At 76.4% G+C, this 25210-nt stretch carries 29 protein-coding genes; 20 read left to right on the top strand and 9 right to left on the bottom strand.

Going from position 1 to position 25210, the window contains the following annotated elements; genetic code table 11:
* The first annotated feature begins 156 nt into the window (after window positions 1-156).
* Genes rplQ through truA form a run of 3 tightly spaced genes read left to right on the top strand, consistent with a single transcriptional unit; the run spans window position 157 to window position 2085 of the window.
* Entirely contained in the window at window positions 157-852 is a 696-nt protein-coding gene (rplQ, locus tag ACU616_RS04865) for a 50S ribosomal protein L17 (RefSeq protein WP_446757365.1), read from the top strand.
* On the top strand, window positions 849-1229 hold the full coding sequence (locus ACU616_RS04860) for a hypothetical protein (RefSeq protein WP_446757364.1): 381 nt from the start codon (window positions 849-851) through the stop codon (window positions 1227-1229). The genes rplQ and ACU616_RS04860 overlap by 4 nt, the downstream gene beginning before the upstream one ends.
* Before the next feature lie 7 nt (window positions 1230-1236).
* Complete coding sequence (truA, locus tag ACU616_RS04855; RefSeq protein WP_446761451.1) at window positions 1237-2085, top strand: tRNA pseudouridine(38-40) synthase TruA; 849 nt, start codon at window positions 1237-1239, stop codon at window positions 2083-2085.
* A gap of 7 nt (window positions 2086-2092) precedes the next feature.
* Here truA and ACU616_RS04850 read toward each other — a convergent pair whose 3' ends face one another.
* Window positions 2093-2755 (bottom strand): NAD(P)-binding oxidoreductase, encoded by a 663-nt coding sequence (locus ACU616_RS04850; RefSeq protein WP_446757363.1) that lies wholly within the window; start codon window positions 2753-2755, stop codon window positions 2093-2095.
* Between the two features lie 29 nt (window positions 2756-2784).
* Window positions 2785-3387: a molybdenum cofactor guanylyltransferase gene (mobA, locus tag ACU616_RS04845; RefSeq protein ID WP_446757362.1), complete on the bottom strand. Its 603-nt coding sequence runs from the start codon at window positions 3385-3387 to the stop codon at window positions 2785-2787.
* Window positions 3388-3428: 41 nt separating this feature from the next.
* Here mobA and fdhD point away from each other — a divergent pair, with 41 nt between their 5' ends.
* Window positions 3429-4256 carry a formate dehydrogenase accessory sulfurtransferase FdhD gene (fdhD, locus tag ACU616_RS04840; RefSeq protein ID WP_446757361.1) on the top strand — a complete coding sequence of 276 codons (828 nt, stop codon included), beginning with the start codon at window positions 3429-3431 and terminating at the stop codon, window positions 4254-4256.
* A 132-nt stretch (window positions 4257-4388) separates the two neighbouring features.
* Here fdhD and ACU616_RS04835 read toward each other — a convergent pair whose 3' ends face one another.
* The 3 genes from ACU616_RS04835 to moeA are packed head-to-tail and all read right to left on the bottom strand — an operon-like array spanning window position 4389 to window position 6540.
* Window positions 4389-4883, bottom strand: coding sequence for a MogA/MoaB family molybdenum cofactor biosynthesis protein (locus tag ACU616_RS04835; RefSeq protein ID WP_446757360.1), 495 nt, complete (start codon window positions 4881-4883; stop codon window positions 4389-4391).
* Window positions 4880-5350, bottom strand: coding sequence for a cyclic pyranopterin monophosphate synthase MoaC (moaC, locus tag ACU616_RS04830; RefSeq protein ID WP_446757359.1), 471 nt, complete (start codon window positions 5348-5350; stop codon window positions 4880-4882). Before moaC ends, ACU616_RS04835 begins: the two co-directional genes overlap by 4 nt.
* Window positions 5347-6540: a molybdopterin molybdotransferase MoeA gene (moeA, locus tag ACU616_RS04825; protein ID WP_446757358.1), complete on the bottom strand. Its 1194-nt coding sequence runs from the start codon at window positions 6538-6540 to the stop codon at window positions 5347-5349. Before moeA ends, moaC begins: the two co-directional genes overlap by 4 nt.
* 165 nt (window positions 6541-6705) lie before the next feature.
* Between moeA and ACU616_RS04820 the strand changes: the two genes are divergently transcribed.
* The 4 genes from ACU616_RS04820 (at window position 6706) to glmM (ending at window position 9644) form a co-directional block, all read left to right on the top strand.
* Window positions 6706-7206 (top strand): beta-class carbonic anhydrase, encoded by a 501-nt coding sequence (locus ACU616_RS04820; protein ID WP_446757357.1) that lies wholly within the window; start codon window positions 6706-6708, stop codon window positions 7204-7206.
* Window positions 7207-7429: 223 nt separating this feature from the next.
* Window positions 7430-7873 carry a 50S ribosomal protein L13 gene (gene rplM / locus ACU616_RS04815; RefSeq protein ID WP_446757356.1) on the top strand — a complete coding sequence of 148 codons (444 nt, stop codon included), beginning with the start codon at window positions 7430-7432 and terminating at the stop codon, window positions 7871-7873.
* Window positions 7870-8289, top strand: a complete 420-nt coding sequence (gene rpsI, locus ACU616_RS04810) for a 30S ribosomal protein S9 (protein ID WP_446757355.1) — start codon at window positions 7870-7872, stop codon at window positions 8287-8289. Before rplM ends, rpsI begins: the two co-directional genes overlap by 4 nt.
* A gap of 11 nt (window positions 8290-8300) precedes the next feature.
* Window positions 8301-9644, top strand: a complete 1344-nt coding sequence (glmM, locus tag ACU616_RS04805) for a phosphoglucosamine mutase (RefSeq protein ID WP_446757354.1) — start codon at window positions 8301-8303, stop codon at window positions 9642-9644.
* A gap of 21 nt (window positions 9645-9665) precedes the next feature.
* On the opposite strand, the gene ACU616_RS04800 is transcribed toward glmM, so the two are convergent.
* The gene (locus ACU616_RS04800; protein ID WP_446757353.1) at window positions 9666-10541 is read right to left on the bottom strand and encodes a transposase; all 876 of its coding nucleotides are present in this window, start codon (window positions 10539-10541) and stop codon (window positions 9666-9668) included.
* A gap of 307 nt (window positions 10542-10848) precedes the next feature.
* On the opposite strand from ACU616_RS04800, the gene glmS reads away from it, so the two are divergent.
* The 5 genes from glmS (at window position 10849) to ACU616_RS04775 (ending at window position 17064) form a co-directional block, all read left to right on the top strand.
* Entirely contained in the window at window positions 10849-12723 is a 1875-nt protein-coding gene (gene glmS, locus ACU616_RS04795) for a glutamine--fructose-6-phosphate transaminase (isomerizing) (RefSeq protein ID WP_446757352.1), read from the top strand.
* 141 nt (window positions 12724-12864) lie between these two features.
* Window positions 12865-13260 carry a holo-ACP synthase gene (locus ACU616_RS04790; RefSeq protein WP_446757351.1) on the top strand — a complete coding sequence of 132 codons (396 nt, stop codon included), beginning with the start codon at window positions 12865-12867 and terminating at the stop codon, window positions 13258-13260.
* A complete protein-coding gene (locus ACU616_RS04785; protein ID WP_446757350.1) occupies window positions 13257-14711 on the top strand; it encodes an NAD(P)H-hydrate dehydratase in 1455 nt (484 codons plus the stop codon). Before ACU616_RS04790 ends, ACU616_RS04785 begins: the two co-directional genes overlap by 4 nt.
* Complete coding sequence (alr, locus tag ACU616_RS04780) at window positions 14708-15844, top strand: alanine racemase (protein WP_446757349.1); 1137 nt, start codon at window positions 14708-14710, stop codon at window positions 15842-15844. The genes ACU616_RS04785 and alr overlap by 4 nt, the downstream gene beginning before the upstream one ends.
* The gene (locus ACU616_RS04775; RefSeq protein WP_446757348.1) at window positions 15844-17064 is read left to right on the top strand and encodes an alpha/beta fold hydrolase; all 1221 of its coding nucleotides are present in this window, start codon (window positions 15844-15846) and stop codon (window positions 17062-17064) included. The genes alr and ACU616_RS04775 overlap by 1 nt, the downstream gene beginning before the upstream one ends.
* Window positions 17065-17067: 3 nt before the next feature.
* Here ACU616_RS04775 and ACU616_RS04770 read toward each other — a convergent pair whose 3' ends face one another.
* Window positions 17068-17667: a TIGR04222 domain-containing membrane protein gene (locus tag ACU616_RS04770; protein ID WP_446757347.1), complete on the bottom strand. Its 600-nt coding sequence runs from the start codon at window positions 17665-17667 to the stop codon at window positions 17068-17070.
* A 61-nt stretch (window positions 17668-17728) separates the two neighbouring features.
* Here ACU616_RS04770 and ACU616_RS04765 point away from each other — a divergent pair, with 61 nt between their 5' ends.
* The 5 genes from ACU616_RS04765 to tsaD all read left to right on the top strand — a co-directional run bounded on the left by ACU616_RS04765 (window position 17729) and on the right by tsaD (window position 21068).
* Entirely contained in the window at window positions 17729-18370 is a 642-nt protein-coding gene (locus ACU616_RS04765) for a uracil-DNA glycosylase (protein WP_446757346.1), read from the top strand.
* On the top strand, window positions 18367-18816 hold the full coding sequence (gene tsaE, locus ACU616_RS04760) for a tRNA (adenosine(37)-N6)-threonylcarbamoyltransferase complex ATPase subunit type 1 TsaE (protein WP_446757345.1): 450 nt from the start codon (window positions 18367-18369) through the stop codon (window positions 18814-18816). The genes ACU616_RS04765 and tsaE overlap by 4 nt, the downstream gene beginning before the upstream one ends.
* A gap of 136 nt (window positions 18817-18952) precedes the next feature.
* Window positions 18953-19591, top strand: a complete 639-nt coding sequence (tsaB, locus tag ACU616_RS04755) for a tRNA (adenosine(37)-N6)-threonylcarbamoyltransferase complex dimerization subunit type 1 TsaB (RefSeq protein WP_446757344.1) — start codon at window positions 18953-18955, stop codon at window positions 19589-19591.
* Window positions 19588-20037, top strand: a complete 450-nt coding sequence (rimI, locus tag ACU616_RS04750; RefSeq protein ID WP_446757343.1) for a ribosomal protein S18-alanine N-acetyltransferase — start codon at window positions 19588-19590, stop codon at window positions 20035-20037. Before tsaB ends, rimI begins: the two co-directional genes overlap by 4 nt.
* Window positions 20034-21068, top strand: a complete 1035-nt coding sequence (gene tsaD, locus ACU616_RS04745; protein ID WP_446757342.1) for a tRNA (adenosine(37)-N6)-threonylcarbamoyltransferase complex transferase subunit TsaD — start codon at window positions 20034-20036, stop codon at window positions 21066-21068. Before rimI ends, tsaD begins: the two co-directional genes overlap by 4 nt.
* Here tsaD and ACU616_RS04740 read toward each other — a convergent pair.
* Window positions 21058-22266 carry a THUMP-like domain-containing protein gene (locus tag ACU616_RS04740; protein WP_446757341.1) on the bottom strand — a complete coding sequence of 403 codons (1209 nt, stop codon included), beginning with the start codon at window positions 22264-22266 and terminating at the stop codon, window positions 21058-21060. The two genes, tsaD and ACU616_RS04740, sit on opposite strands and share 11 nt — an antisense overlap.
* 182 nt (window positions 22267-22448) lie before the next feature.
* On the opposite strand from ACU616_RS04740, the gene groES reads away from it, so the two are divergent.
* Window positions 22449-22757 carry a co-chaperone GroES gene (groES, locus tag ACU616_RS04735; RefSeq protein WP_089402145.1) on the top strand — a complete coding sequence of 103 codons (309 nt, stop codon included), beginning with the start codon at window positions 22449-22451 and terminating at the stop codon, window positions 22755-22757.
* A gap of 112 nt (window positions 22758-22869) precedes the next feature.
* Window positions 22870-24510 carry a chaperonin GroEL gene (groL, locus tag ACU616_RS04730; RefSeq protein ID WP_446757340.1) on the top strand — a complete coding sequence of 547 codons (1641 nt, stop codon included), beginning with the start codon at window positions 22870-22872 and terminating at the stop codon, window positions 24508-24510.
* Window positions 24511-24737: 227 nt separating this feature from the next.
* Here groL and ACU616_RS04725 read toward each other — a convergent pair whose 3' ends face one another.
* A complete protein-coding gene (locus ACU616_RS04725) occupies window positions 24738-25037 on the bottom strand; it encodes a WhiB family transcriptional regulator (protein ID WP_075013352.1) in 300 nt (99 codons plus the stop codon).
* Window positions 25038-25210: the final 173 nt, after the last annotated feature.

Below are 25210 nucleotides of genomic sequence, written 5' to 3'. Positions count from 1 at the left end.
CCCTGCAGCGGGGCCCGGCCGGGCGGCGGGGCGACCCGCCGCCCGGCCGGGCCGCGTGGGCCCCGGACCCGGCGGCCCGCCACACTGATCAGCGACGACAGCACCACCTGGATGCGACCGGCACCCGCCCGCCCGGCCGCGTGAGGAAGGACCGACATGCCCACCCCCACCAAGGGCCCCCGTCTCGGCGGATCCCCCTCGCACGAGCGGCTGATGCTGGCCAACCTGGCCACGTCGCTGTTCGAGCACGGGCGGATCACCACCACCGAGGCCAAGGCGAAGCGGCTGCGCCCGTACGCCGAGAAGCTGGTCACCTTCGCCAAGCGCGGCGACCTGCACGCCCGGCGCCAGGTGATGACGGTCATCCGCGACAAGGACGTCGTCCACCACCTGTTCGCCGAGATCGGCCCGCGCTACGAGAACCGGTCGGGCGGCTACACGCGCATCACCAAGGTCGGCCCGCGCAAGGGTGACAACGCGCCCATGGCGGTCATCGAGCTGGTCGAGGGCCTGACCGTGGCGCAGGAGGCCGTGGGCGAGGCCGAGCGCGCCCGGGGCACCCGCTTCGCCGCGGGCGCCGGTGCCGCCTCCGCCGCCGGTGAGGTCACTGCCGACGCGGTCGAGGCCGCCGACGACGACACCACCGACACCGACGCCCCCGCTGCCGACGCCCCCGCTGCCGACGCCCCCGCCGCCGACGACGCCTCTGCCGTCGCCGTCGACGAGGACGCCGACGAGGACGCCGCGGCGGACGCCGTCGCCGCCGACGAGGCCGCTGCCGACGAGGCCGTGGCCACCGACGCCGTCGCTGCCGACGCCGAGTCCCCCGGGGACACCGGCGGCGCACGGTGAGCGACCGCGAGGCCGGCGAGGGCGGCAACGCCGGCGCGGTCGGGGTCCCCGCCAGCGGCGGTGACCGGTCGGCCACCTTCGTCGGCGAGACGACCGGGCCCGGTGGCGACACCTCCCCGGCCGTCACCGGTGGTGACGTCGACCCCGAGGCGCAGGAGATCGTCCGCGACCTCTACAACCCCGACGGTGACCGCCAGGACGAGAACGACGTCCGGCCTGAGCCGCAGCGCGAGAACGCGGCCGTCGTCGAGGACCCGGTGCTGTCCCCCGACGTGGCCCGCGCGGCCGCCGCTGAGATCGAGGCCGCCGAGCTGGGCGACGCGGCGACCTCCGGCACCCTGGCGCCGGGCGGCGAGTCCGCGCCCGACCCCGAGTGAGCGGTCGCTGAGCACTGCAGCACCTCACGACGAGCCCGCCCCCGACCCCGGGGGCGGGCTCGTCCGTCTCCGGCTGCAGGTCGCCTACGACGGCACGGCGCTGTCCGGGTGGGCTCGCCAGCCGGCCCGCCGCACGGTGCAGGGCGAGCTCGAGGAGGCGCTGGCGCGGGTGCTGCGCTGCCCGGTCGAGCTGACCGTCGCCGGACGCACGGACGCCGGCGTGCACGCCACCGGGCAGGTGGCGCACGCCGACGTCCCCCGCGCCGTCTGGGAGGAGCAGCGCGGGCGGCTGGTGCGGCGGCTGCGCGGTGTCCTGCCGCCCGACGTCGCCGTCCCCGCGGTGGACGAGGCGCCGCCGGACTTCGACGCCCGGTTCGGCGCGCTGGCCCGGCACTACGTCTACCGGCTCACCGACGCCGACGGCGGACCGCCGCCGCTGCGCCGCGCCGACACCGTCGGCTGGCCGCGCCGCCTCGACGCCGCGGCCATGGACCGCGCGGCGCGCCTGCTGCTCGGGGAGCACGACTTCGCCGCCTTCTGCCGCCGCCGGGAGGGCGCCACCACCATCCGGACGCTGCTCGCGCTCGACGTGGCTCGCGAGGACGACCTGGTGACCGTCTCCGCCTCGGCCGACGCCTTCTGCCACTCGATGGTGCGCAGCCTCGTCGGCGCGCTGCTCGCGGTGGGGGAGGGGCGGCGGCCACCGGAGTGGCCGGCCGGCCTGCTCGGCCGCACCGAGCGCGCCGGGGACGTCGGCGTCGCACCACCCGGCGGGCTGACGCTGGTGCGGGTCGACTACCCGGCCGACGTAGACCTCGCCGCCCGCGCGCGGGTCACCCGGGCCCGGCGGGCCTGAGCGCCGCTCACGGCAGGGCGGCGACCGCCTCGGCGATGGGCGTGGGGCCGCTCACCAGCTCGACCACCTCGTTGGTCTTGCCCGCGTCGAGCAGGGCGAGGAGGACCGCGGCGACGTCGTCCCGGGGGACCTCGCCGTACTCGACACCGTGCGCCAGCGTGACCTGCCCGGTACCGGGGTCGTCGGTGAGCCGGCCCGGCCGCAGGACCACCGTGTCGAGGGCGGGCCGGGGCAGGATCGTGTCCTCGGCGGCCAGCTTGGCCTGCAGGTAGAGGGCGAACACCGGGTCCATGCCCCGCGGCGTCCCCTGCCGGGCCTGCTCGACGCCCATCGAGGACACCAGCAGGTACGGGCGGACGCCGGCCCGCTCGGCGGCGTCGGCCAGCAGCACCGCGGCGCCCCGGTCGACGGTGTGCTTGCGGGCCCCGCCGCTGCCCGGGCCGGCGCCGGCCGCGAAGACGACGGCGTCGGCGCCCCGGACGGCGTCGGCCACCTCGTCGACCGACGCGGACTCCAGGTCGAGCACCACGGGCGTGACGCCGTCGGCCTCGAGGTCGGCGGCGTGGTCGGGGTTGCGGACGATGCCGAGGACGGTGTCGCCGCGCCCGGCCAGCAGCCGGCCGAGGCGGCGGGCGACCTGTCCGTGGGCACCGGCGATGGCGACGCGCATGGCCGCTGCCTACCCGCCGGCCGGCCCGGTCACCCCCGGTCGGGCTCCCCGGCGGCGGCGCGGGCGCGGGCCAGGTCGGCCGGGGTGTCGCAGTCGGTCCACGGCGGTGGCCGCCCCGGCTCGCGGGACGGGTGCCACCGGGTCACCGACAGGGGCGCGACGAGCCGGCGCACCGAGGTGGGGCCGCCGGCGGCACCGAGCGCCCTCCGCAGGGCCGCGGCCCGCCAGACTCCGAGCAGCAGCTGGTCGCGGCCGGTGTCGTCGACGACCAGCACGCCGTCGTCGACCAGCCGCCCCCGCAGGTCACGCACCAGCTCCGGCGGCACGAACGGCAGGTCGCCGGCGAGGACGGCGACCACGTCGGTGTCGACGGCGGTCAGGCCGGCGCGCAGCGCGGCGACCGGGCCGCCACCGGGGCGCTGCTCGCGGACGACGACGACGCCCGCGGGCACCGGCTGCGGCGGGCCGACGACCACGCGCGGCCCGGCGTCGGGGACGGCTGCGAGCACGGCGGCGAGCAGGGTGCGGCCGCCCACCTCCAGCTGGGGCTTGGCGCGCCCGCCCAGGCGCGCCGCGCGGCCGCCGGCGAGCACCACCGCCGCGTAGGGCGGGAGCGGGTCGGCCGGGGTCACGAGGCGACCGTAGGGGCCGGGCGTGGGTACCGTCGCCCCTCGTGGGACGAGTCACCAGCCGCACCCCGGTCCTGCGCATCCGGGGTCCCCTGCGCACCACCCGGCCGGACACCGTGGCCGCGGAGGAACCCCTGGAGATCCGCCTGGGCGGGTCTCCGCTGGCGGTCACCATGCGCACCCCCGGCGCGGACTTCGACCTGGTGCACGGCTTCCTGGCCACCGAGGGCGTCATCACGGGCATCGAGGACGTCGCCGGCCTGCGCTACTGCAACTCCGTCGACGACCAGGGCCGCAACACCTACAACGTCGTCGACGTCGACCTGGCGCCCGGCGTCGAGCCGCCCGACACCGCGCTGGACCGCAACTTCCTGACCTCGAGCTCGTGCGGGGTGTGCGGCAAGGCCAGCATCGACGCGATCCGCACGCGCACGCGGCACGACGTCGCCGCCGACGCCACCCGGCTGGAGCTGGCCACCCTGCTGGCGCTGCCCGACCGGCTGCGCGCCGAGCAGGAGGTGTTCGACCGCACCGGCGGGCTGCACGCCGCCGGGCTGTTCACCGCCGGCGGCGAGCTCGTGGTGCTACGCGAGGACGTCGGCCGGCACAACGCGGTGGACAAGGTCATCGGTGACGCGGTGCGCGAGGGCCGGGTGCCTTTGTCCGGGCACGTGCTCGTGGTGAGCGGGCGGGCGAGCTTCGAGCTGACCCAGAAGGCGGCGATGGCCGGCATCCCGGTGCTCGCGGCGGTGTCGGCGCCCTCGTCGCTGGCGGTGGAGCTGGCCGCCGACGTCGGCATCACGCTGGTCGGCTTCCTGCGCGGCGACGGCTGCAACGTCTACACCCGCTCCGACCGCGTGCTCCTAGACTGAGGCCGCCGACCGAGGCCGCCCTGCGAGGCGACGCGAGGAGTGGGGGCCGGAGGCTCCCGCGATCGACCGCCGGGTCGGGCTCAGCGCAGGTCGGGACGGTGCGTGGCCGCGGTGGAGGCCGGTAGGCCGACATCAGGCGTGGTCGCCGCCCCGGAGCTGGGACACGACGTGGGGGAGCAGCGGGCCGAGGACGGCGAGGCCGTCCCGCACCCCGCCGGTCGACCCCGGCAGGTTGACGACCAGGGTCCGCCCCGCGGTGCCGGCGATCCCGCGGGAGAGCACCGACGTCGGCACCTGCTCCTCCCCGGCCCGGCGGACGGCGTCGGCGATGCCCGGCGCCTCCCGCTCGACGACTGCGCGGGTGGCCTCGGGCGTGACGTCGGTGGGGGACAGCCCGGTGCCGCCGGTGGTGAGGACGACGTCCGCGCCCGATGCCACCGCCTCGCGGATCACCGCGGCCAGCGCCTCGGCGTCGTCCGGGCGCACGTGCGGCCCCTCGACGGCGAACCCCAGCGCGCGCAGCCCCTCGGCCAGCGCCTGCCCGCTGCGGTCCTCGTAGACGCCGGCCGAGGCGCGGTTGGACGCGGTGACGACGACCGCTCGCGCGTCCGGGGGCAGCTCGCTCACCGCCGCCACTCCCCGCTCTTGCCGCCGGACTTGGCCAGCAGCCGCACGTCGGTGACCGACGCCCGCGGGTCGACGGCCTTGACCATGTCGATGACGGTCAGCCCCGCGACGGCGACCGAGGTCAGCGCCTCCATCTCCACACCGGTGCGGTCGGCGGTGCGCGCCGTCGCGGTGATCTCCACGGCGTCGTCGGTGACCTCGACGTCGACGGTGACCCCGTGCAGCGCGATCGGGTGGCACAGCGGCACCAGGTCCGGCGTCCGCTTGGCCCCGGCGATGCCGGCGATCCGCGCGACGGCGACCGCGTCGCCCTTGGGCACGCCCTGGCCGCGCAGCAGCGCGACCACCTCGGGGCTGACCAGCACCCGCCCGGCGGCGGTGGCCTCCCGGGCGGTGACCGGCTTGGCCGAGACGTCGACCATCCGGGCCGCGCCGGTCTCGTCGACGTGGGTGAGGCGATCGCTCACTGGAGGGCTCCCTCGATCAGGACGACGTCGATCGCGCCGCCGACGGGCAGCTCGGTGACGTCCTCGGGCACGACGACCAGGCAGTTGGCGCGGGCGAGGTGGGCGACCAGGTGCGAGCCGGGCCCGCCGACCTGGGACACCCGCCCGGCGTCGTAGCGGCCGCGCAGGAACTGCCGGCGGCCGGCGGGGGAGCGCAGGGGCGCAGTGAGCACCGCGGGGGCGCGCAGCCGGTCGGGCGCCGCGTGGCCCAGCGCCCGCCGCAGCGCCGGCCGGACGAACACCTCGAAGGACACGAACGAGCTCACCGGGTTGCCGGGCAGGGTCACCACCGGGACGCCGTCGACCGTGCCGGCCCCCTGCGGGCCGCCGGGCTGCATCGCGACCTTGCCGAACTCGACGGTGCCCAGCGTCGCGAAGGCGTCCTTCACCACCTCGTAGGCGCCGGCGCTCACCCCGCCGCTGGTGACCAGCAGGTCGGCCTCGGCCAGCTCGCTGCGCACCGTGGTGAGGAACTGGTCGACGTCGTCGGGCACGAAGTGCAGCCGCCGGGCGCTGCCGCCGGCGTCCTCGACCGCGGCGCACAGCAGCAGCGAGTTGGACTCGTACACCTGCCCGGGCAGCAGCGGCTCGCCCGGCTCGACCAGCTCGCTGCCGGTGGAGAGCACCAGCACCCGCGGGCGGCGGCGCACCCACAGCGTGCGGACGCCGACCGCCGCGGCCAGCCCGAGCTGCGCGGCGCCCAGCGGGCTGCCGGCGGTCAGCGCGACGGTGCCCGCGGCGATGTCCTCCCCGGCGTGGCGCAGGTGGGTGCCGGGAGCGGGCGCGTCGCGGATCTCAACGACGTCGGTGGCCGCGTCGGTGAGCTCCACCGGGACGACCACGTCGGTGCCCGGCGGCAGGATGGCGCCGGTCATGATCCGCTGCACGGTGCCCGGCGCCAGCGGGACGACGTCGGTGCGGCCCGCGGGGACGTCGTCGGCGACCGGCAGCCGCACCGGCAGCCCGGTGAGCTCCGCCGAGCGGGCGGCGTAGCCGTCCATCGCGGAGTTGTCGAAGCCCGGCAGCGGCACCGTCGCGGACACGTCCCGCGCCAGGACGCGCCCGTGTGCCGCGGCCAGGGGCACCTCCTCCTCGCCGAGCGGCGCGAGCAGGGCGGCCACCGCCGCCTGGTGTTCCTCGACCGTGCGCACCCGGCCATCCTGGCGGATGCGGCGGCGACGGGCCTCGGCCGCCCGGGCCGCGGGCACCGTGCGGGTCGCCCCCGGGCAGAGGAAGCTCTCCCCACGTCCCCACGTCCGCACGTCGGCAGACGTGGGGAGAGCTTCCTATGCCCCCCAGCACGAGAGGAGCCACGCGTGGCCGAGTACGAGCGGATGCTGGCCGCCAACGAGGAGTGGGCGCGGGACTTCCGCGGCGAGTTGCCGGTGGCGCCCAAGCGGAAGGTCGCCGTCGTCGCGTGCATGGACTCGCGCATGCCGCTGTTCCCCCTGCTCGGTCTCGACGTCGGGGACGCACACGTGATCCGCAACGCCGGCGGGGTGATCACCGACGACACCATCCGCTCGCTGACGATCTCCCAGCACCTGCTGGGCACCCGCGAGATCGTGCTGGTCCACCACACCGACTGCGGGCTGCAGAAGACCGACGACGCCTCCTTCGCCGACCTCGTCGAGCAGGCCACCGGCGTCCGCCCACCGTGGCCGGCGCGCGCCTTCACCGACGCCGACGACGACGTCCGCGAGTCCATCCGGCTGCTGCAGGAGAGCCCGTTCCTGCTGTCCAAGGACGTCTGCGGCACCGTCTACGACGTCACCACCGGCCGGCTGCACCAGGTGGAGCCGGCGCCGGGCACCTGAACCGCCCCGACGCCGCACCCGGTCCGCCGCCCGTGACGGCGACGCGGGCCGGGTGCACGGCGGTCGCTGGGCTGGTTGCCGCCCGGCGGGCCGCCGCTGACCGGCTGGTATCGTCGTCGGCTGGTGCGCAGCCGCCGGCTGGTGCGCGCGCGCCGTTCCGTCTCCCGTGCTCGGTGAGGCGATCCCACCAGCCGCCCCGACGACGACGGAGGACACGAGCGCCGTGCGCACGTACTCACCCAAGCCCGGCGAGATCACCCGGGCGTGGCACGTCATCGACGCCACCGACGTGGTGCTCGGTCGACTCGCCAGCCAGGTCGCGACCCTGCTGCGCGGCAAGCACAAGCCCCAGTTCGCGCCCCACCTGGACGCCGGCGACTTCGTCGTCGTCGTGAACGCCGGCAAGATCGCCCTCACCGGCTCCAAGCGCGACCAGAAGACCGCCTACCGGCACTCGGGCTACCCGGGCGGCCTGCGGGCGATCAACGTCGGCGACCAGCTGCGCACCCACCCCGACCGGGTGGTGGAGCGCGCCGTCAAGGGCATGCTGCCGCACAACAGCCTCGGCCGGCAGATGATCAAGAAGCTGAAGGTGTACGCGGGGCCGGAGCACCCGCACGCCGCCCAGCAGCCCCAGACCTTCGAGATCAAGCAGGTGGCCCAGTGACCACGCCCATGACCGTGACCGACGCCGAGGGGCGTCCCGTCCAGACCGTCGGCCGGCGCAAGGAGGCCGTCGTCCGCGTGCGGCTCGTGCCGGGCACCGGCCAGTTCCGCCTCAACGGCCGGACCCTCGAGCAGTACTTCCCAAACAAGGTGCACCAGCAGCTCATCCGCGAGCCGTTCGTGACCCTCGAGAAGGCCGAGCAGTACGACGTCGTCGGCATCCTCAAGGGCGGCGGCGTCACCGGCCAGGCCGGCGCGCTGCGCCTGGCCATCGCCCGCGCCCTCATCGAGGTCGAGGCCGACGACCGCCCCGCCCTGAAGAAGGCCGGCTTCCTCACCCGCGACGCGCGGGTCAAGGAGCGCAAGAAGTACGGCCTCAAGAAGGCCCGCAAGGCGCCTCAGTACTCGAAGCGCTGACCGGTACGGCCGTGGGTCGCCTCTTCGGGACCGACGGCGTCCGGGGTCGGGCCAACGCCGACCTCACGCCGGAGTTGGCTCTCTCGGTGGCCCGCGCGGCCGCCGGTGTGCTCGCCGACCGCGACGGGACCACGCGTCCCGTCGCGGTCGTCGGCCGGGACCCCCGCGCCAGCGGGGAGATGCTCGAGGCCGCCGTCGTGGCGGGCCTGGCCAGCGCGGGCGCCGAGGTCCTCCGCGTGGGCGTGCTGCCCACCCCCGCCGTCGCCTTCCTCACCGCCTCCAGCGGCGCCGACCTCGGCGTCATGATCTCGGCGAGTCACAACCCGATGCCCGACAACGGCATCAAGCTGTTCAGCCGCGGCGGGCACAAGCTGCCCGACGCGGTCGAGGCCGCCATCGAGCGGACGGTCCTCGCCGGCGGCGGCGCCGGCGTGCGCCCCACCGGGGACGGCGTCGGCCGGGTCCGCGACCTCGCCGGCGGCGCCGAGGACTACGCCGCGCACCTGCTCGCGACGCTGCCGGCCCCCGTCTCGGGGCTGCGCCTGGTCGTCGACTGCGCGCACGGGTCGGCGGCCACCTGCGCGCCCGACGTGTACCGCCGTGCCGGCGCCGACGTCACCGTCATCGGCGGCGAGCCCGACGGCTGGAACATCAACGACGGGATCGGCTCCACTCACCTGGGGCCGCTCACCGCGGCCGTGCGCAGCCTCGGGGCCGACCTCGGCATCGCCCACGACGGCGACGCCGACCGCTGCCTGGCGGTGACCGCCGACGGCGAGGTCGTCGACGGCGACGCGATCCTCGCGGTGTGCGCCCTCGGCCTCAAGGAGCGCGGCGAGCTCGCCGAGGACACCGTCGTCGCCACGGTGATGAGCAACCTCGGCTTCCACCACACGATGCGCGACGCCGGCATCGCGGTGCACACCACCGCCGTCGGCGACCGCTACGTGCTCGAGGCGCTGCGTGCCCGCGGGCTGAGCCTGGGCGGCGAGCAGAGCGGCCACCTGGTCTTCCTCGACCACGCCACCACCGGCGACGGCCTGCTCACCGGCCTGTCGCTGCTCTCCCGCATGAGCGCCACCGGCGCGTCGCTGGCCGAGCTGGCCTCGGTGGTGCAGCGGCTGCCCCAGACCCTGGTCAACGTCCCGGTGCGCGACCGGATCGCCGTCGTCGAGAGCGACGCGGTGGCCGGCGCGGTCAACGCCGTCGAGGAGGAGCTCGGCGACCACGGCCGCGTGCTGCTGCGCCCCTCGGGCACCGAGCAGCTGGTGCGCGTGATGGTCGAGGCGCCCACGCAGGAGCAGGCCGACGAGATCGCCCAGCGCCTGGCCGCCGTCGTCGCCGCCGTCGACTGAGGCGCGTTTATGTGGATTGGGTTACGCCAGCCTGAGGTCGGTGGAATGAACGCGTAGCAGGGTGTGCGCGGCGATGGTGGCGGCGGTGCGGGTCAGCAGGCCCCAGAAGGTGTGGGCGCCGTGGCGGGCCAGCTCCATCCGGTCGGTGAGCTCGCCGAAGGTGACCTCGATGTGGTTGCGCCAGCGGGCGATCACCTGGCGCAGGGCGCTGGGCATGTTCGGGCGCTGGGCCTTGGTGGGCGGGGTGAGCACGGCGGTGCCGCGGGCGGCGCAGGCGGCGGTGAAGGCCCGACCGGTGAAGCCCTTGTCGACCAGCAGGTCACGCGGTGCTGGCCCGGCGGCGAGCAGATCGGTCGCGACGTCGCGTTCGTTGACCGCGGCGGGCACGATGCTCCAGGCGCGCACCAGCCGCGATCCCAGATCGGTGCGGACGGCCAGCCGGAAGCCGTAGAACCACTCTCCGTGCGCGCCGTCGCGGCCGAAGCCGGCGACCAGCTCGTGCGGGCCGACCCAGCCATCGGGGCCGCGGACCCGGGAAGGGTGCTTGACCGGCAGCGCGCTGGTGTCGATCTGGGCGCAGTCATCGAGCGGGCACCGGGCCACCAGCGCGGCGCGCAGCTGCTCGAAGGCCGCCCACAGCCAGCGGATGCGCCGGTTGGCCTCCGACTGGTGGGGCAGCCGGGGAAACAGGTGCGCGAAGTCGCGGGCGACCTCGGCGAGGAACCCGGCTTCGCTGCGCCGGCCCAGCAGATGGCGCACCAGCGCGATGGTGAGCAGTTCGGCGTCGCTGCAGGCCGGCGCCGGACCCGGCCGCACCGGAATGGTCACTTCTGCGGCGGCGATGGCGTCGTCGACGAGCACGTAGACGTGGACGAGGAGGTTCTCGGTGGGCAGCATGAGAGGCGCCTCTGCGGACGAGGGGTCTTCGACAACCGCCACGTTCCGCAGAGGCGCCCTCATGTCAAGCCATCAGTTGCCGCGGGCAACCCACATAACGCGCCTGAGGACCCCTCTGCCCCCACGCCTCCCAGGCCCGGGCGGAGGGACCCTGCGGAGGGGCCGCCCGTCGCCACCTCCGGAGGACCGGCCCGGGGGGCTGCGTCGCCGTGGGACTGCTGGGACGGCTGGGGGCCACGGTGCCGGACGGCGGTGACACGGCCCGGGCAGGACGGAGCGGTCCGCCACTGCCGGTAATCTCGGACAGATGTGCGGCATCGTGGGTTACGTCGGTCCGCAGAACGCTCTGGACGTCGTCCTGGAGGGTCTGCGCCGGCTGGAGTACCGCGGGTACGACTCCGCGGGTGTGGCGGTCCGGGTCGACGGACCGGGGTCGGGTGAGCTGAGCGCGGCCAAGAAGGCCGGCAAGCTGGCCAACCTGGAGAAGGTGCTGGCCGACCAGCCGCTGCCGGCGGCGACGCTGGGGATCGGGCACACGCGGTGGGCCACGCACGGCGGGCCGACCGACCGCAACGCCCACCCGCACCTGTCCGCGGACGGGCGGGTCGCAGTGATCCACAACGGGATCATCGAGAACTTCGCCGCGCTGCGCGCCGAGTGCGAGGACGCCGGTGTCGAGTTCCGCTCCGACACCGACACCGAGGTCGCCGCGCACCTGCTGGCCCGCGCCTACGACGAGCTGCCGGCGGGTCCCGACCGGCTGGCCGAGGCGCTGCGGGCGGTCAGCCGGCGGCTGGAGGGCGCCTTCACCCTCGTCGCCGCGCACGCCGACGAGCCCGACACCCTCGTGGCCTCGCGGCGCAACAGCCCGCTGGTGGTCGGCGTCGGCGACGGCGAGTACTTCCTCGGCTCCGACGTCGCGGCGTTCATCTCGCACACCCGCGAGGCCCGTGAGCTCGGCCAGGACCAGGTCGTCGAGATCGACCGCAGCCGCGGGCTCACGGTCACCGACTTCCACGGCACCGTCGTCGAGCCGGTCGCCTACACCGTCGACTGGGACGCCGCGGCCGCCGAGAAGGGCGGCCACGACTGGTTCATGCTCAAGGAGATCGCCGAGCAGCCGCAGGCGGTCGCCGACACCCTGCTGGGCCGCCTCGGCGACGAGGGCGAGCTCGTCCTCGACGAGGTGCGGCTGTCCGACCAGGAGCTGCGCGACGTCGACAAGGTCTTCGTCGTCTCCTGCGGCACGAGCTACCACGCCGGCCTGATCGCCAAGTACGCCATCGAGCACTGGACCCGCATCCCGGTCGAGGTCGAGGTGGCCAGCGAGTTCCGCTACCGCGACCCGGTGCTCGACCGCTCCACGCTCGTCGTCGTCATCAGCCAGTCCGGCGAGACGATGGACACCCTCATGGCGCTGCGCCACGCGCGCGACCAGAAGGCCCGCACCCTGGCGATCTGCAACGTCAACGGCTCGACCATCCCGCGGGAGTCCGACGCCGTCCTCTACACCCACGCCGGGCCGGAGATCGCCGTCGCCTCGACCAAGGCGTTCCTCGCCCAGATCGTCGCCTGCTACCTGGTCGGCCTCTTCCTCGCCCAGATCCGCGGCATCAAGTACGCCGACGAGGTGGGCGCGATCGTCGAGGACATCCGCGGGCTGCCCGACGCGGTGAGCAGCGTGCTGGACCGGATGGAGCCCGTCCGCGAGCTGGGCCGCTCCCTCGCCGACGCCGACACGATCCTCTTCCTCGGCCGGCACGTCGGGTTCCCGGTGGCCCTAGAGGGCGCGCTGAAGCTCAAGGAGCTCGCCTACATCCACGCCGAGGGGTTCGCCGCCGGTGAGCTCAAGCACGGGCCGATCGCGCTGATCGACCAGGGCACGCCCGTGGTGGTCGTGGTCCCGTCGCCGCGGTCGCGGGAGTCGGTGCACGGCAAGGTGGTCTCCAACATCCAGGAGGTCCGGGCCCGCGGGGCGCGCACCATCGTGATCGCCGAGGAGGGCGACGAGGACGTCGTCGCCTACGCCGACCACCTGATCCGGGTGCCGCGCACGCCGACCCTGCTCGCGCCGGTGGTCACCACCGTGCCCCTGCAGGTGCTGGCCTGCGAGATCGCCGCCGCCCGCGGGTACGACGTCGACCAGCCGCGCAACCTGGCCAAGAGCGTCACCGTCGAGTAGTCCCGGGCAGGGGCGCGCCATGATCAGGGAACCTGATCGTGGCGCGTCCTCCCCGACCGCCCACGGTGCGGGAGGACGCGCTGCGGTGAGGGAGGACGTCCCGGGACGGCGGAGGGCGCACCCGCACGGCAGACTGGGCGGGTGATCATCGGGGTGGGGATCGACGTGGTCCCCGTGGCCCGGTTCGCCGAGTCGCTGGTCCGCACCCCGGGTCTGCGCGACCGGTTGTTCACTGAGGCCGAGCAGCGGACCCCCTCGGGGGGGAACCGCACGCCGGAGTCGCTGGCCGCGCGGTTCGCCGCCAAGGAGGCCCTGGCCAAGGCGCTGGGTGCGCCTGCCTCCCTGCGCTGGCACGACGCCGAGGTCGTCGTCGGCGACCGCGGCCGGCCCCACCTCGACGTGCGCGGCACCGTCGCCGAGCGGGCGGCGGCGCTGGGGATCAGCACGTGGCACCTCTCCCTCAGCCACGACGGCGGGATCGCCTCCGCCGTGGTCGTGGCCGAGGGCGGCCTCGCGCAGGAGGGGCGCAACCGGTGATCGGACTGTCCACCGTGGCCGAGGTCCGCGCCGCCGAGGACGTGCTGCTGGCGCGCACCCGCGAGGGCGCGCTCATGCAGCGGGCGGCCACCGGCCTGGCCACGATCTGCCTGCGGCTGCTCGGCCGGGCCCACGGCTCCCGCGTCACCGCGCTGGTGGGTGGCGGCAACAACGGCGGCGACGCGCTGTTCGCCGGCGCCTCCCTGGCCACCCGGGGCGCCCGGGTGACCGCCGTCCTGCTCGACCCGGACCGGGCGCACCCCGCCGGGCTGGCCGCGCTCCGCCGCGCCGGCGGCCGGGTGAGCGGCCCCGATGACCCCGACGGGCTCGACCGCGCCGACCTGGTGCTCGACGGCATCGTCGGCATCGGCGGCCGCGGCGGGCTGCGACCGGCCGCCGCGGCGCTGGCCCGGCGGGCGGCCACCGGCCCGGGGCTGACCGTCGCCGTTGACGTCCCCAGCGGGGTCGACGCCGACACCGGCGCGGTCGAGGGGGAGGCGTTCGCCGCCCTGCACACGGTCACCTTCGGCGCGGTCAAGCCCGGGCTGGTCGTCGGCGAGGGGCGCGGGTGCGCCGGCACCGTCCACCTGGTCGACATCGGCCTCGGCCCGCACCTCGCCCGGCCGCGGGCGCACCAGCTCACCGACGCCGACGTCGCCGCGCACCTGCAGCCCCCGGAGCCGGGCGACGACAAGTACTCCCGCGGAGTGGTCGGCGTCGTCGCCGGCTCGTCGGTCTACCCGGGTGCCGCGGTGCTGTGCACGGGCGCGGCGCTGCGCACCCGGGCCGGGCTGGTCCGCTACGCCGGCACGGCCGCCGACGGCGTCCGCGCGGCCTGGCCCGAGGCGATCGTCACCGACGGCCGGCCCGCCGACGCCGGCCGCGTGCAGGCCTGGGTGGCCGGCCCCGGGATGGGCACCGACGACGCGGCCCGCAGCGTGCTCGCCGAGGTGCTGGCCACCGACCTGCCGGTGGTGGTCGACGCCGACGCGCTGACGATCGCCGCCCGCGAGCCGGACCTGGTGCGGGGGCGGAGCGCGCCCACGGTGCTCACCCCGCACGACCGCGAGTTCGAGCGCTTCGGCGTCCCGGTGGACGCCGACCGGATCGGCAGCGCCCGCCGGCTGGCCGCCGACCTCGCCGCCGTCGTGCTGCTCAAGGGCGACGCCACCGTCGTCGCCGCGCCCGACGGGACGGCGTACGTCAACGCCACCGGCACCTCGGCGCTGGCCACCGCGGGCACCGGCGACGTGCTGTCGGGGATCCTTGGCGCGCTGCTGGCCACGGGCACGCCCGCCGCGGAGACCGCCGCGGCCGCCGCCCACCTGCACGGCCGCGCCGGGCAGGTGGCCGGCGAGCGCGGGCCGCTCATCGCCGGGGACCTGGTGCGGCGACTCCCCGAGACGGTGGGCCGGGTGCGCGAGGGCCGCCTGCGAGACTCGGGGACGTGAGCGAGCGAGCCCGGGCCGAGGTGGTCGTCGACCTCGACGCGATCGCGGCCAACACCGCCGCACTGCGCGAGCGGGTCGGCCGGCCGCTGATGGCGGTGGTCAAGGCCGACGGCTACGGGCACGGCCTGGTGCCCGCCGCCCGGGCGGCGCTGGCCGGGGGAGCCGATGCGCTCGGCGTCGCGGTCCTCGAGGAGGCGCTGGCGCTGCGGACGGCGGGCGTCACCGCCCCGGTGCTCGCCTGGCTGCACGCCCCCGGAACCGACCACGCCGCCGCGCTCACCGCCGACGTCGAGGTGTCGGTCAACGCCGAGTGGGGGCTGGCCGAGGTGGTCGCGGCGGCCCGCGCCACCGGCCGCCCCGCCCGGCTGCACCTGTGCGCCGACACCGGGCTGTCCCGCGAGGGCGCCACCGGCACCGACTGGCCCGGCCTGGTCGCCGCCGCCGCGCGGGCCGCGGCCGACGGCGACGTCACCGTCGTCGGGCTGTGGAGCCACATGGCCTACGCCGACGCCCCGACCCACCCGACGATCGGCGCGCAGGTGCGCGTGTTCGAGGAGGCCGTGGCCATCGCCCGGGCGGCGGGGCTGACCGACGCCCGGCTGCACCTGGCCAACTCCGCGGCGACCGTGGCGCTGCCGGAGACCTGGTACGACATGGTCCGCCCCGGCATCGCCCTCTACGGCCTGGACCCGCTGGGCGGCGACCCCGCGGCCCACGGGCTGCGGCCGGCGATGACCGTGCGCGCCACGGCGGCGCTGACCAAGCGGGTGCCGGCCGGCGTCGGCGTCTCCTACGGCCACACCTACTCACCCGAGCGCGAGACCACGCTGCTGCTGGTGCCGGTCGGCTACGCCGACGGCGTGCCGCGGGCCGCGGGCAACCGCGCGCCGGTGCTGGCCGGCGGCGCCCAGCGCAGGATCGCCGGGCGCGTGTGCATGGACCAGTTCGTGCTCGACGTCGGCGACGCGGAGGTCCGGCCCGGCGACGAGGTCGTGCTCTGGGGGCCCGGGGACCGCGGCGAGCCCACCGCGCAGCAGTGGGCCGACGCGGTCGACACCATCCACTATGAGCTGGTCACGCGGGTCGGCGGGCGCTTCACCCGCCGCCACGTCGGGACCGCGGGGGCGGTCTGATGGCACGGGCGCAGAGGTCCGCGTCGCCCGGGAGGCCGGCGCACCCGGCCCGGTCGGCGGTCGCCGGCGCGCTGTCGCGCCACCCGGTGGCCGGCGTCGCCGGGACCGTCATCGGCCTCGCGGCGGCGACGGCGGCGGTCGGCGTCACCGTCGCGCGCATCGCCACGCGGCGGGTGCGGGCCGACCGGCTCAGCCCGGCCGGCGCCCTGCCCGAGGGCGCCACCGACGCCGACCTGCGCGAGGACGACCCGCTCGGGCCGGCGTCCCGGCGGGCCGACCGCACGGCGCTGGTCCAGGCCGACGACGGCGTGCTGCTGTCGGTGGAGGAGATCGGCCCGCTCGACGCGCCGCTGACCGTCGTCTTCGTGCACGGCTACTCGCTGTCGATGGCCTCCTGGACCTACCAGCGGCGGTCCCTGGCCGCGGCGCTGGCCACCGCCAACGGCCACCGCCCCGACGTCCGGCTGGTCTTCTACGACCAGCGGGGGCACGGCTCCTCCTCGCGCGGGCCGGCCGAGCACTCGACCATCGAGCAGCTGGCCCGTGACCTGGCCGCCGTGCTGGAGACGCGGGTGCCCTCGGGGCCGGTCGTGCTGGTCGGGCACTCCATGGGCGGCATGACGGTCATGGGCCTGGCCGACGTCCACCCGGAGCTGTTCGGCCCGGAGGTGGTCGGGGTCGCGCTGGTGTCGACGTCGAGCGGCAACCTCGCCGACCTCGACTTCGGGCTGCCGGAGTTCCTGACGCGGGTGCGGACCGCCGTGCTGCCGATCGCGGCCTACACGATGCGCCACCGGCCGGCCTTCGCCGAGCGCACCCGCCGGCTGGCCGCCGACGTCGTCTCGGCCGCCACCCGCGCGCTGTCGTTCGCCTCCACCGACGTCGACCCGCGGCTGGGCCGCTACGTCGACGCGATGATCGCCGGCACGCCGGTCGACGTGATCGCGGAGTTCTACCCGGCGCTGGCCGGCCTGGACGAGACCGGCGCGCTCGCGCCGCTGGCGCGGGTGCCCGTCCTGGTCCTCACCGGCGACCGGGACCGGATGATCCCCATGGCGCACAGCGAGCTGCTCGTGGAGCACCTGCCGGACGCGGAGCTGGTGGTCGTGCCGGACGCCGGTCACCTCGTGCTGCTGGAGAAGCCCGAGGAGGTCACCGCGGCCCTGTCGCGGCTGATCCGCCGGGTGGCCGCCGAGACCGCCGGCCGGCCGCGGGACTGACGCTCAGCCCCGCGACGCGTGGCCGCGGGCGACGAGGGTGTCCCGCGTCCGGTGGGCGACCTGCCAGCCGTCGGCGAAGGACAGCTCCCACGGCGTGGTCCCGCCCCCGGGGAGGACGGGGTGGCGCGGCGGCTCGAACACCGCGGCGTGCAGGGCCGGGTCGGTGACCTGCTCCCGCCCGTCCAGCGCCACCCGGCGGACGAGGTCGCCGGGGCCGACGGCGGCGCGCAGCTCGCGCAGCAGCCGGCGGCCGGCCGCGGTGGGGCCGAGGACCCGGCCGAGCAGGCCCGCGTCGTGCAGCCGCCGACCGATGGCGGTGACCCGCTCGTCGCCCAGCGCCCGCCAGTGCACGGTGTCCACCGAGCGCCGGCCGCGGGCGCCGACGGCGTCGAGGACGGCGGCCTCCACGGGGTGGCGGCGGCGCGGGTCGACCACCTGCAGCTCGCCCGGCGCGACCGCGCGGACCCGTCCGGTCGAGGCGAGCGCGACGAGGGCGGTGTCGACCACCCGGTGCGGGCCGCCGGCGAGCGTGGCGACGTCGTACACGTCCGGCTGCGACATGGCGTCTCCCTCGGGCGCGGGGTGGTGAGGGCACGGTGACACGGCGTGGCCGCCGACGGAAGGCCCGAAGGTCCTGCCGAGGCTGCCGCCGTAGGGTCGGCGCGTGGCCGCTCCCCGTCCGCCCCGGATCGACGCCGCGACCCAGGAGGAGGCGGAGGAGGTCGCCCGCACCGCTGCCGCGGCCGCCGACTGGCCGACCCTGGCCGCGGCCGCCGCCCCCTGCGTCGCCTGCCCCGAGCTGGCCGCCACCCGGCGGCACGTCGTCGTCGGCGACCCGCCGGTGCGCGGCCGGGCCCGCTTCGCGCTGGTCGGCGAGGCGCCGGGCGCGAACGAGGACGAGACCGGCCGGCCCTTCGTGGGGAAGTCGGGGCAGCTGCTCGACCAGCTGCTCGCCGAGGCCGGGCTGGACCGCGCCGAGGCCGCCGTCCTGAACGTCGTGAAGTGCCGGCCGCCGGGCAACCGGACGCCGAGGGCACCGGAGGTGGCCCGCTGCAGCGGCTGGCTGCGCCGTCAGCTCGAGCTGCTCGACCCGCCGGTGGTCGTCGCCCTGGGGCTCTCGTCGGCCAAGTGGTTCCTCGGGCCGAGGACCGTGCTCGCCGAGGCCCGCGGCCGCCCGCACGACGTCGGCGGCCGCGCCGTCTGGGCCACCTACCACCCCTCGGCGGCCATCCGGTTCGGCCCGGCCGGGGCGCCGCGCGCCGGGTTGCTGGCGGACCTGACCGCGGTGGCGGCGAGCCTGTCGTGAGGCGAGAGCACGTCCTGCCCGCGCCCGAGGACACCCGGGCCCTGGGCGCCGCGCTGGCCGCGGTCGTCGCGCCCGGTGACCTGCTCGTACTCACCGGCCCGCTGGGTGCGGGCAAGACCGCGCTCACGCAGGGCCTCGGTGCCGCCCTCGGGGTGACCGAGCCGGTCACCTCGCCGACGTTCGTCATCGCCCGCGTGCACCGCGGCGGCCGGGTGCCGCTGGTGCACGTCGACGCCTACCGGCTGGGCGGGGTCGCCGACGTCGACGACCTGGACCTCGACGCCTCGACCGAGGAGTCGGTCACCGTCGTCGAGTGGGGATCCGGGCTGGTCGAGCAGCTCGCCGACGAGCACCTCGAGGTGCGCCTGGACCGGCGCGAGGACGACGTCCGCACCGCCGTCCTCGTGCCGCACGGCCCCGGTTGGGAGCGGCGGCTGGCCGGGTGACCGCCCACAGCGTCGCCGCGGGGGTGCTCGTCGGGGGCGACCGGTCCTGCTGGGCCACCGCTCGCCGGCCCGCCCCTGGTACCCCGATGTGTGGGACGTCATCGGCGGGCGCGCCGGCGGACTAGCCTGGCCTCTCGTGCTCGTCCTCGCCCTCGACACCGCGACCCCCACGCTGGTCGCCGGCGTCGCCCGCCGCTCCGCCGGAGGGGACGCCGAGGTGCTCGCGGAGCGCGCGGTGCCCTCGGCCAACCGGCACGCCGAGCTGCTCGTGCCCGCCGTGCGCGAGGCGCTGGCCGAGGCCGGGGTGGCGCTTGCGGACGTCGACGCCGTCGTCGCCGGCCTCGGACCCGGGCCCTTCACCGGGCTGCGCGTCGGCGTGGTCACCGCCGCGGCGCTCGCCGACGCGCGCGGTGTCCCGGCGGTCGGTGTCTGCACGCTCGACGCGATCGGCGAGGGGGCGCGGACCGTGGTCACCGACGCCCGCCGCAAGGAGGTCTACTGGGCCGCCTACGACGCCGCCGGCACGCGGGTCGGCGGCCCCGGCGTCGCCCGCCCCGAGGAGGCCGGGCTCGCCGGCCCGCTCGTCGGCGACCCGCGTTTCGCCGGGCGGCTGGGCGCGGAGGTCACCCCGGCCGAGGTGACGACGGCGGGCCTGCTGCGCGCCGCGGCGCACCTGCTGGGCGACCCCGCCTCGGCCGGCCCGCTGGTGCCGCTGTACCTGCGCCGGCCCGACGCCGTCCCCCCGACGTCCTTCAAGCCGGTGACCACGTCGTGACGGTGCGGCTGCGGCCGATGCGGCTGGCCGACCTCGACGCCGTCATGGCGCTGGAGGAGGAGCTCTTCTCGCCCGACACCTGGACCCGCGCGATGTACCGCGACGAGCTCGCCCGCACCGACACCCGGCACTACCTGGTCGCCGAGGACGAGGGCGCCGTCGTCGGGTACGCGGGGCTGATCGCCTACGACGACGAGGCGCACGTGGCCACCATCGGTGTCGCCCGGGTCCGGCAGGGCGAGGGGATCGGCGCGCTGCTGCTCGACGCGCTGCTGGCCGAGGCCGACCGGCGCAGCCCGGCGGTGCTGCTGGAGGTCCGCGCCGACAACCCGCTCGCCCAGGGGCTCTACCGGCGGCGGGGGTTCACCGAGATCGGCCGCCGGCCGCGCTACTACCAGCCGAGCAACACCGACGCGGTCGTGATGAGGCGGGAGAGGCTGCGATGACCGAGCCGCTGGTGCTGGGGTTCGAGACCTCGTGCGACGAGACCGGGGTCGGCGTCGTCCGCGGGCACACGCTGCTCGCCGACGCACTGGCCACCTCGATGGCGGAGCACGAGCGCTTCGGCGGTGTCGTCCCGGAGATCGCCTCGCGGGCGCACCTGGAGGCGATGGTGCCGACCGTGCACCGCGCGCTGGCCGACGCCGGGGTGTCCGCGTCCGACGTGGACGCCGTCGCGGTCACCGCCGGGCCGGGACTGACCGGCGCGCTGCTGGTCGGGCTGGCCGCCGCCAAGGCCTACGCGCTGGCGCTGGACAAGCCGCTGTACGGCGTCAACCACCTGGCCGCGCACGTCGCCGTCGACGAGCTGCAGCACGGCCGGCTGGCCGAGCCATCGCTGGCGCTGCTGGTCTCCGGCGGGCACAGCTCGCTGCTGCTGGTGCCCGACCTCGCCCGCGAGGTCACCCCCCTGGGGCGGACGATCGACGACGCCGCCGGCGAGGCGTTCGACAAGGTGGCCCGCGTGCTGGGCATGCCGTTCCCGGGCGGTCCGCCGATCGACCGCGCCGCCCGCGAGGGCGACCCGACCGCGATCGACTTCCCGCGCGGGCTGACCGGCCACCGCGACGCGCCCTACGACTTCTCGTTCTCCGGGCTGAAGACCGCCGTCGCCCGCTGGGTGGAGGCCCGCCGGAGGGCCGGGGAGCCGGTGCCGGTGGCCGACGTGGCGGCGTCGTTCCAGGAGGCGGTGGCCGACGTGCTGACCGCCAAGGCGGTGCGCGCCTGCCGCGAGCACGGCGTCGACCACCTGGTGCTCGGCGGGGGAGTGGCGGCCAACTCGCGGCTGCGGGCGCTGGCCGAGGAGCGCTGCGCGGCGGCCGGGATCGTGCTGCGGGTGCCCAGCCCGAGGCTGTGCACCGACAACGGCGCGATGGTCGCCGCGCTGGGCTCCCGGCTGGTCGCCGCCGGCGTCGCTCCGTCGGCGCCGGACCTGGGCGCGGACAGCTCGCTGCCGGTCGACGTCGTCACCCGCTGACGTCGCACACCAGGGCGGTCGGGGCGCCGGCCACCCGGGTGACGACGACGGTCGCCGTCCCCTCGCCCGGGCCGCGCAGCTGCCGGGCGAGGGTCTCGGGCTGGATCGCCGACCCGCGCTTCTTCACCACCACCCGCCCGACGCCGCGCGACCGCAGCAGCGCCCGCAGCCGCTTGAGGCCGAACGGCAGCACCTCGTCGACGCGGTAGGAGGTGACCCAGGGGGAGTCCGCAGCCGCCCCGGAGGTCAGGTAGGCGATCGTCGGGTCGACCAGCGGGGCGCCCAGCTCCGCGGCCACCAGCGACACCAGCCCCGACCGGATGACGGCGGGGTCGGGCTCGTGCAGCCAGCCGCGCACCGGGCCGGCGTCGGCGGGGCCCGGGTCGGCGTCGGCGGTCAGCTCGTGCACGACGCCGTCGCGGACGACGGTCGCCCGCCGCCAGGTAGCCGAGACGCCGCGGCCCCAGAGCAGCGCCTCGACGATCGAGCCGCGCACCGACACCCACTCGGCCTCCACCCCCGTCGGCACCCGCTCGTGGTCGAGACCCGGCGCCACCTTGACCACCGCACGCGGCACCCGGTCGAGCAGCGCGGCCACCGTCGACCAGGGCGGGGACCACCGGTCGGGGTCGAGCTGCCGGCGCCCACCGGCCCGCCGGGCGGGGTCGAGGACGGCGGCGCCGCACCCGGCCACCTCGCCACCTCGGGCGGCGTCCACCAGCTCGACGACGTCCCCGGCGACCACCCAGACGTCGTCGTCGACGCCCAGGGCGGCCGCGTTGGCGGCGGTCAGCTCCCGGGCCAGCGGGTCGCGGTCCACCGCGAGCACCCGCGCACCGGCCCGCGCCAGGGCCACGGTGTCGGTGCCGGCGGCGCAGCCCAGGTCGGCGGCGGAGTCGGTGCCGTCGGCGAGCAGCCGGGCGGCGCGGCGGGCGGCGAGCTCCGGGCGGCCGGCCTGCTCGAGGGTGTCGGCGGTGAGGAACAACCGATCGGCGTCGGCGCCGAACACCGGCCGCGCCCGCGCCCGCAGCCGCGCCAGCTCCCACGCCGGGCCGGCCAGCTCCGGGCCGACCTCCGCGCGCAGCCGGGCCACGCCGGCCAGCACGTCGGCGCCCGCGGCGAGCAGCGCCGCGGCGCGGGCGGTGGCCGCCGTCCCCTCGGTGGTCCGCAGCAGGGCGACGGGGCTCTCCTCGGGCACCGCGCCAGCCTCCCGCAGGGCCCGCTCGCCCGGGCGGTGGACCCGGTTGAGGGGCTGGCACTCTCGTGGGTAGAGTGCCAATCGACACGGGTCGGCGCCTGACCCCCGCGACGGCAGGCCCAGGCCTCGTGCCACAACGTGCAAGCCACCCAGCCGTCCGATCCCGAAGGGGGCGTCACCTCGTGACGACCGCTACCAAGGTCACCATCAAGCCGCTCGAGGACCGCGTCGTGGTCCAGGCCAACGAGGCCGAGACGACCACCGCCTCCGGCCTGGTCATCCCGGACACCGCCAAGGAGAAGCCGCAGGAGGGCACGGTCATCGCCGTGGGCCCCGGCCGCATCGACGACAACGGCAACCGCGTCCCGCTCGACGTCAACGTCGGCGACGTCGTCATCTACTCGAAGTACGGCGGCACCGAGGTCAAGTACGCCGGCGAGGAGTACCTGGTGCTCTCCGCCCGTGACCTGCTCGCCGTCGTCGAGAAGTGACCTCTCCACACGCGCGCTGAGCACCCCGCACCACCCGTCCGCCCCGGCGACCCGACAGACCGGGTCCCGGGGCGGACGTCGTCCCACCCCGTCCCCTGATCGGAAGGGCCCCATGGCCAAGATCATCAAGTTCAACGAGGACGCCCGCCGGGCGCTCGAGCGCGGCGTGGACAAGCTCGCCGACGCGGTCAAGGTGACCCTCGGCCCGCGCGGCCGCAACGTCGTCCTCGACAAGAAGTTCGGCGCCCCGACCATCACCAACGACGGCGTCACCATCGCCCGCGAGGTCGAGCTCGACGACCCCTACGAGAACCTCGGCGCCCAGCTGGCCAAGAACGTCGCCACCAAGACCAACGACGTCGCCGGTGACGGCACCACCACCGCGACCGTGCTGGCCCAGGCGCTGGTCAAGGAGGGCATGCGCAACGTCGCCGCCGGTGCCAACCCCATGGCGCTCGGCCGCGGCATGCGCGCCGCCGTCGACGCGGTCTCCGCCGCCCTCGACGGGGTCGCCATCCCCGTCGACGACCAGCAGGCCATCGCCGGCGTCGCCACCATCTCCGCGCAGGACGCCGAGGTCGGCGAGCTGATCGGCCAGGCGATGGAGAAGGTCGGCAAGGACGGCGTCATCACCGTCGAGGAGAGCAACACCCTCTCCACCGACCTCGACGTCACCGAGGGCGTGCAGTTCGACAAGGGCTACCTCTCGCCCTACTTCGTCACCGACCCCGAGGCGATGGAGGCCGTCCTCGACGACGCCCTCGTGCTGCTGGTGCAGGGCAAGATCGGCGCGCTGGCCGACCTGCTGCCGCTCCTGGAGAAGGTGCTCGGCACCGGCGCCCGCCCGCTGCTGATCGTCGCCGAGGACGTCGAGGGCGAGGCGCTGTCCACCCTCGTCGTCAACTCCATCCGCAAGACGATCAAGGTCGTCGCGGTGAAGTCGCCCTACTTCGGCGACCGTCGCAAGGCGTTCATGACCGACCTGGCGATCGTCACCGGTGGCCAGGTGGTCAGCGAGGACGTCGGCCTCAAGCTCGACCAGGTCGGCCTCGAGGTGCTCGGCACCGCCCGGCGCGTCACGGTCGACAAGGACACCACGACGATCGTCGACGGCGGCGGCACCGGTGAGGCGATCGGCGACCGGGTCGCCCAGATCCGCCGCGAGATCGAGTCGACCGACTCCGACTGGGACCGCGAGAAGCTGCAGGAGCGGCTGGCCAAGCTGGCCGGCGGCATCGGCGTCATCCGGGTCGGCGCGGCCACCGAGGTCGAGCTCAAGGAGCGCAAGCACCGCATCGAGGACGCCATCGCCGCCACCCGCGCGGCGGTCGAGGAGGGCGTCGTCCCCGGTGGCGGCTCGGCGCTGGTGCACGCCGCCGCCGCGGTCGACGGGCTGGACCTCGCGGGCGACGAGCTGACCGGCGCCCGCGCCGTGCAGCGCGCGCTGGAGGCCCCGCTGGTCCGCATCGCCGACAACGCCGGCTTCGAGGGCCGCGTCGTCGTCGCCAAGGTCCGCGACCTCGGCGTCGGGCAGGGCTTCAACGCCGCCACCGGCGAGTACGGCGACCTGGCCGCCCAGGGCGTCATCGACCCGGTCAAGGTCACCAAGGCCGCGCTGGGCAACGCCACGTCGATCGCCGCGATGGTGCTGACCACCGACTCCGCCGTCGTCGAGGCGCCGGAGGAGGAGGACCACGCGGGGGCCGGTCACCACACCCACGGCCACTCGCACGGTCACGGCCACGCCCACTGACGGAGGACCCCGTCCTCCGCACGCTCCGCTCCGCGCGGCGCGAGCCTCCGGACGGGGCCAGGCGATGATCAGGTGACCTGATCGTGGCGCGTCCTCCCTCACCGCAGACGGTGAGGGAGGACGCGCCACGGTGGGGGAGGACGCCGTGGCGCGCTCCCCCCCCCGCAGACACCGAGAGGGCCGGTCCAGCAGCTGCTGGACCGGCCCTCTCGGTGTCTGGGGGAGTGCTACACGCCCGCGGCGACGGCGGCGGGCTCCGCGGCGATGAGCCGGGCCCGCTCCTCCTCGCTCATGCCGCCCCACACGCCGTAGGGCTCGCGGACGCTGAGCGCGTGCTTGAGGCAGGCCTCGACGACCGGGCACTTGCCGCACACGGCCTTGGCCGCGGCCTGCCGACGGGCGCGGGCGGGGCCGCGCTCACCGTCGGGGTGGAAGAACAGGGCCGTGCTCTCTCCACGGCAGGCACCGTGCAGCTGCCAGTCCCAGACCTCGGCAACGGGCGTGGGCAGGCGGCGGATGTCGGCCATCTGGGTCCTCCTCGGCTCGGTGCGAGCCGGAGGGGGCGGTCCGGCTGCATGGGGGCCGGTGCCCGAGGGCCAGTGGCGCCAAACACAACGGGATCCGACATTTTGCCGGTCCTCGTCTCCCTCCGCAGGGTGAGCACGGCTGTTGCCGGTCCCGGCGGTCGCTCATGGTGACT

The sequence above is a fragment of the Geodermatophilus sp. URMC 62 genome (assembly GCF_052931475.1).
The sequence above is the reverse complement of the archived record's forward strand: the minus strand, read 5'-3'. Positions and strand labels throughout refer to the sequence as shown.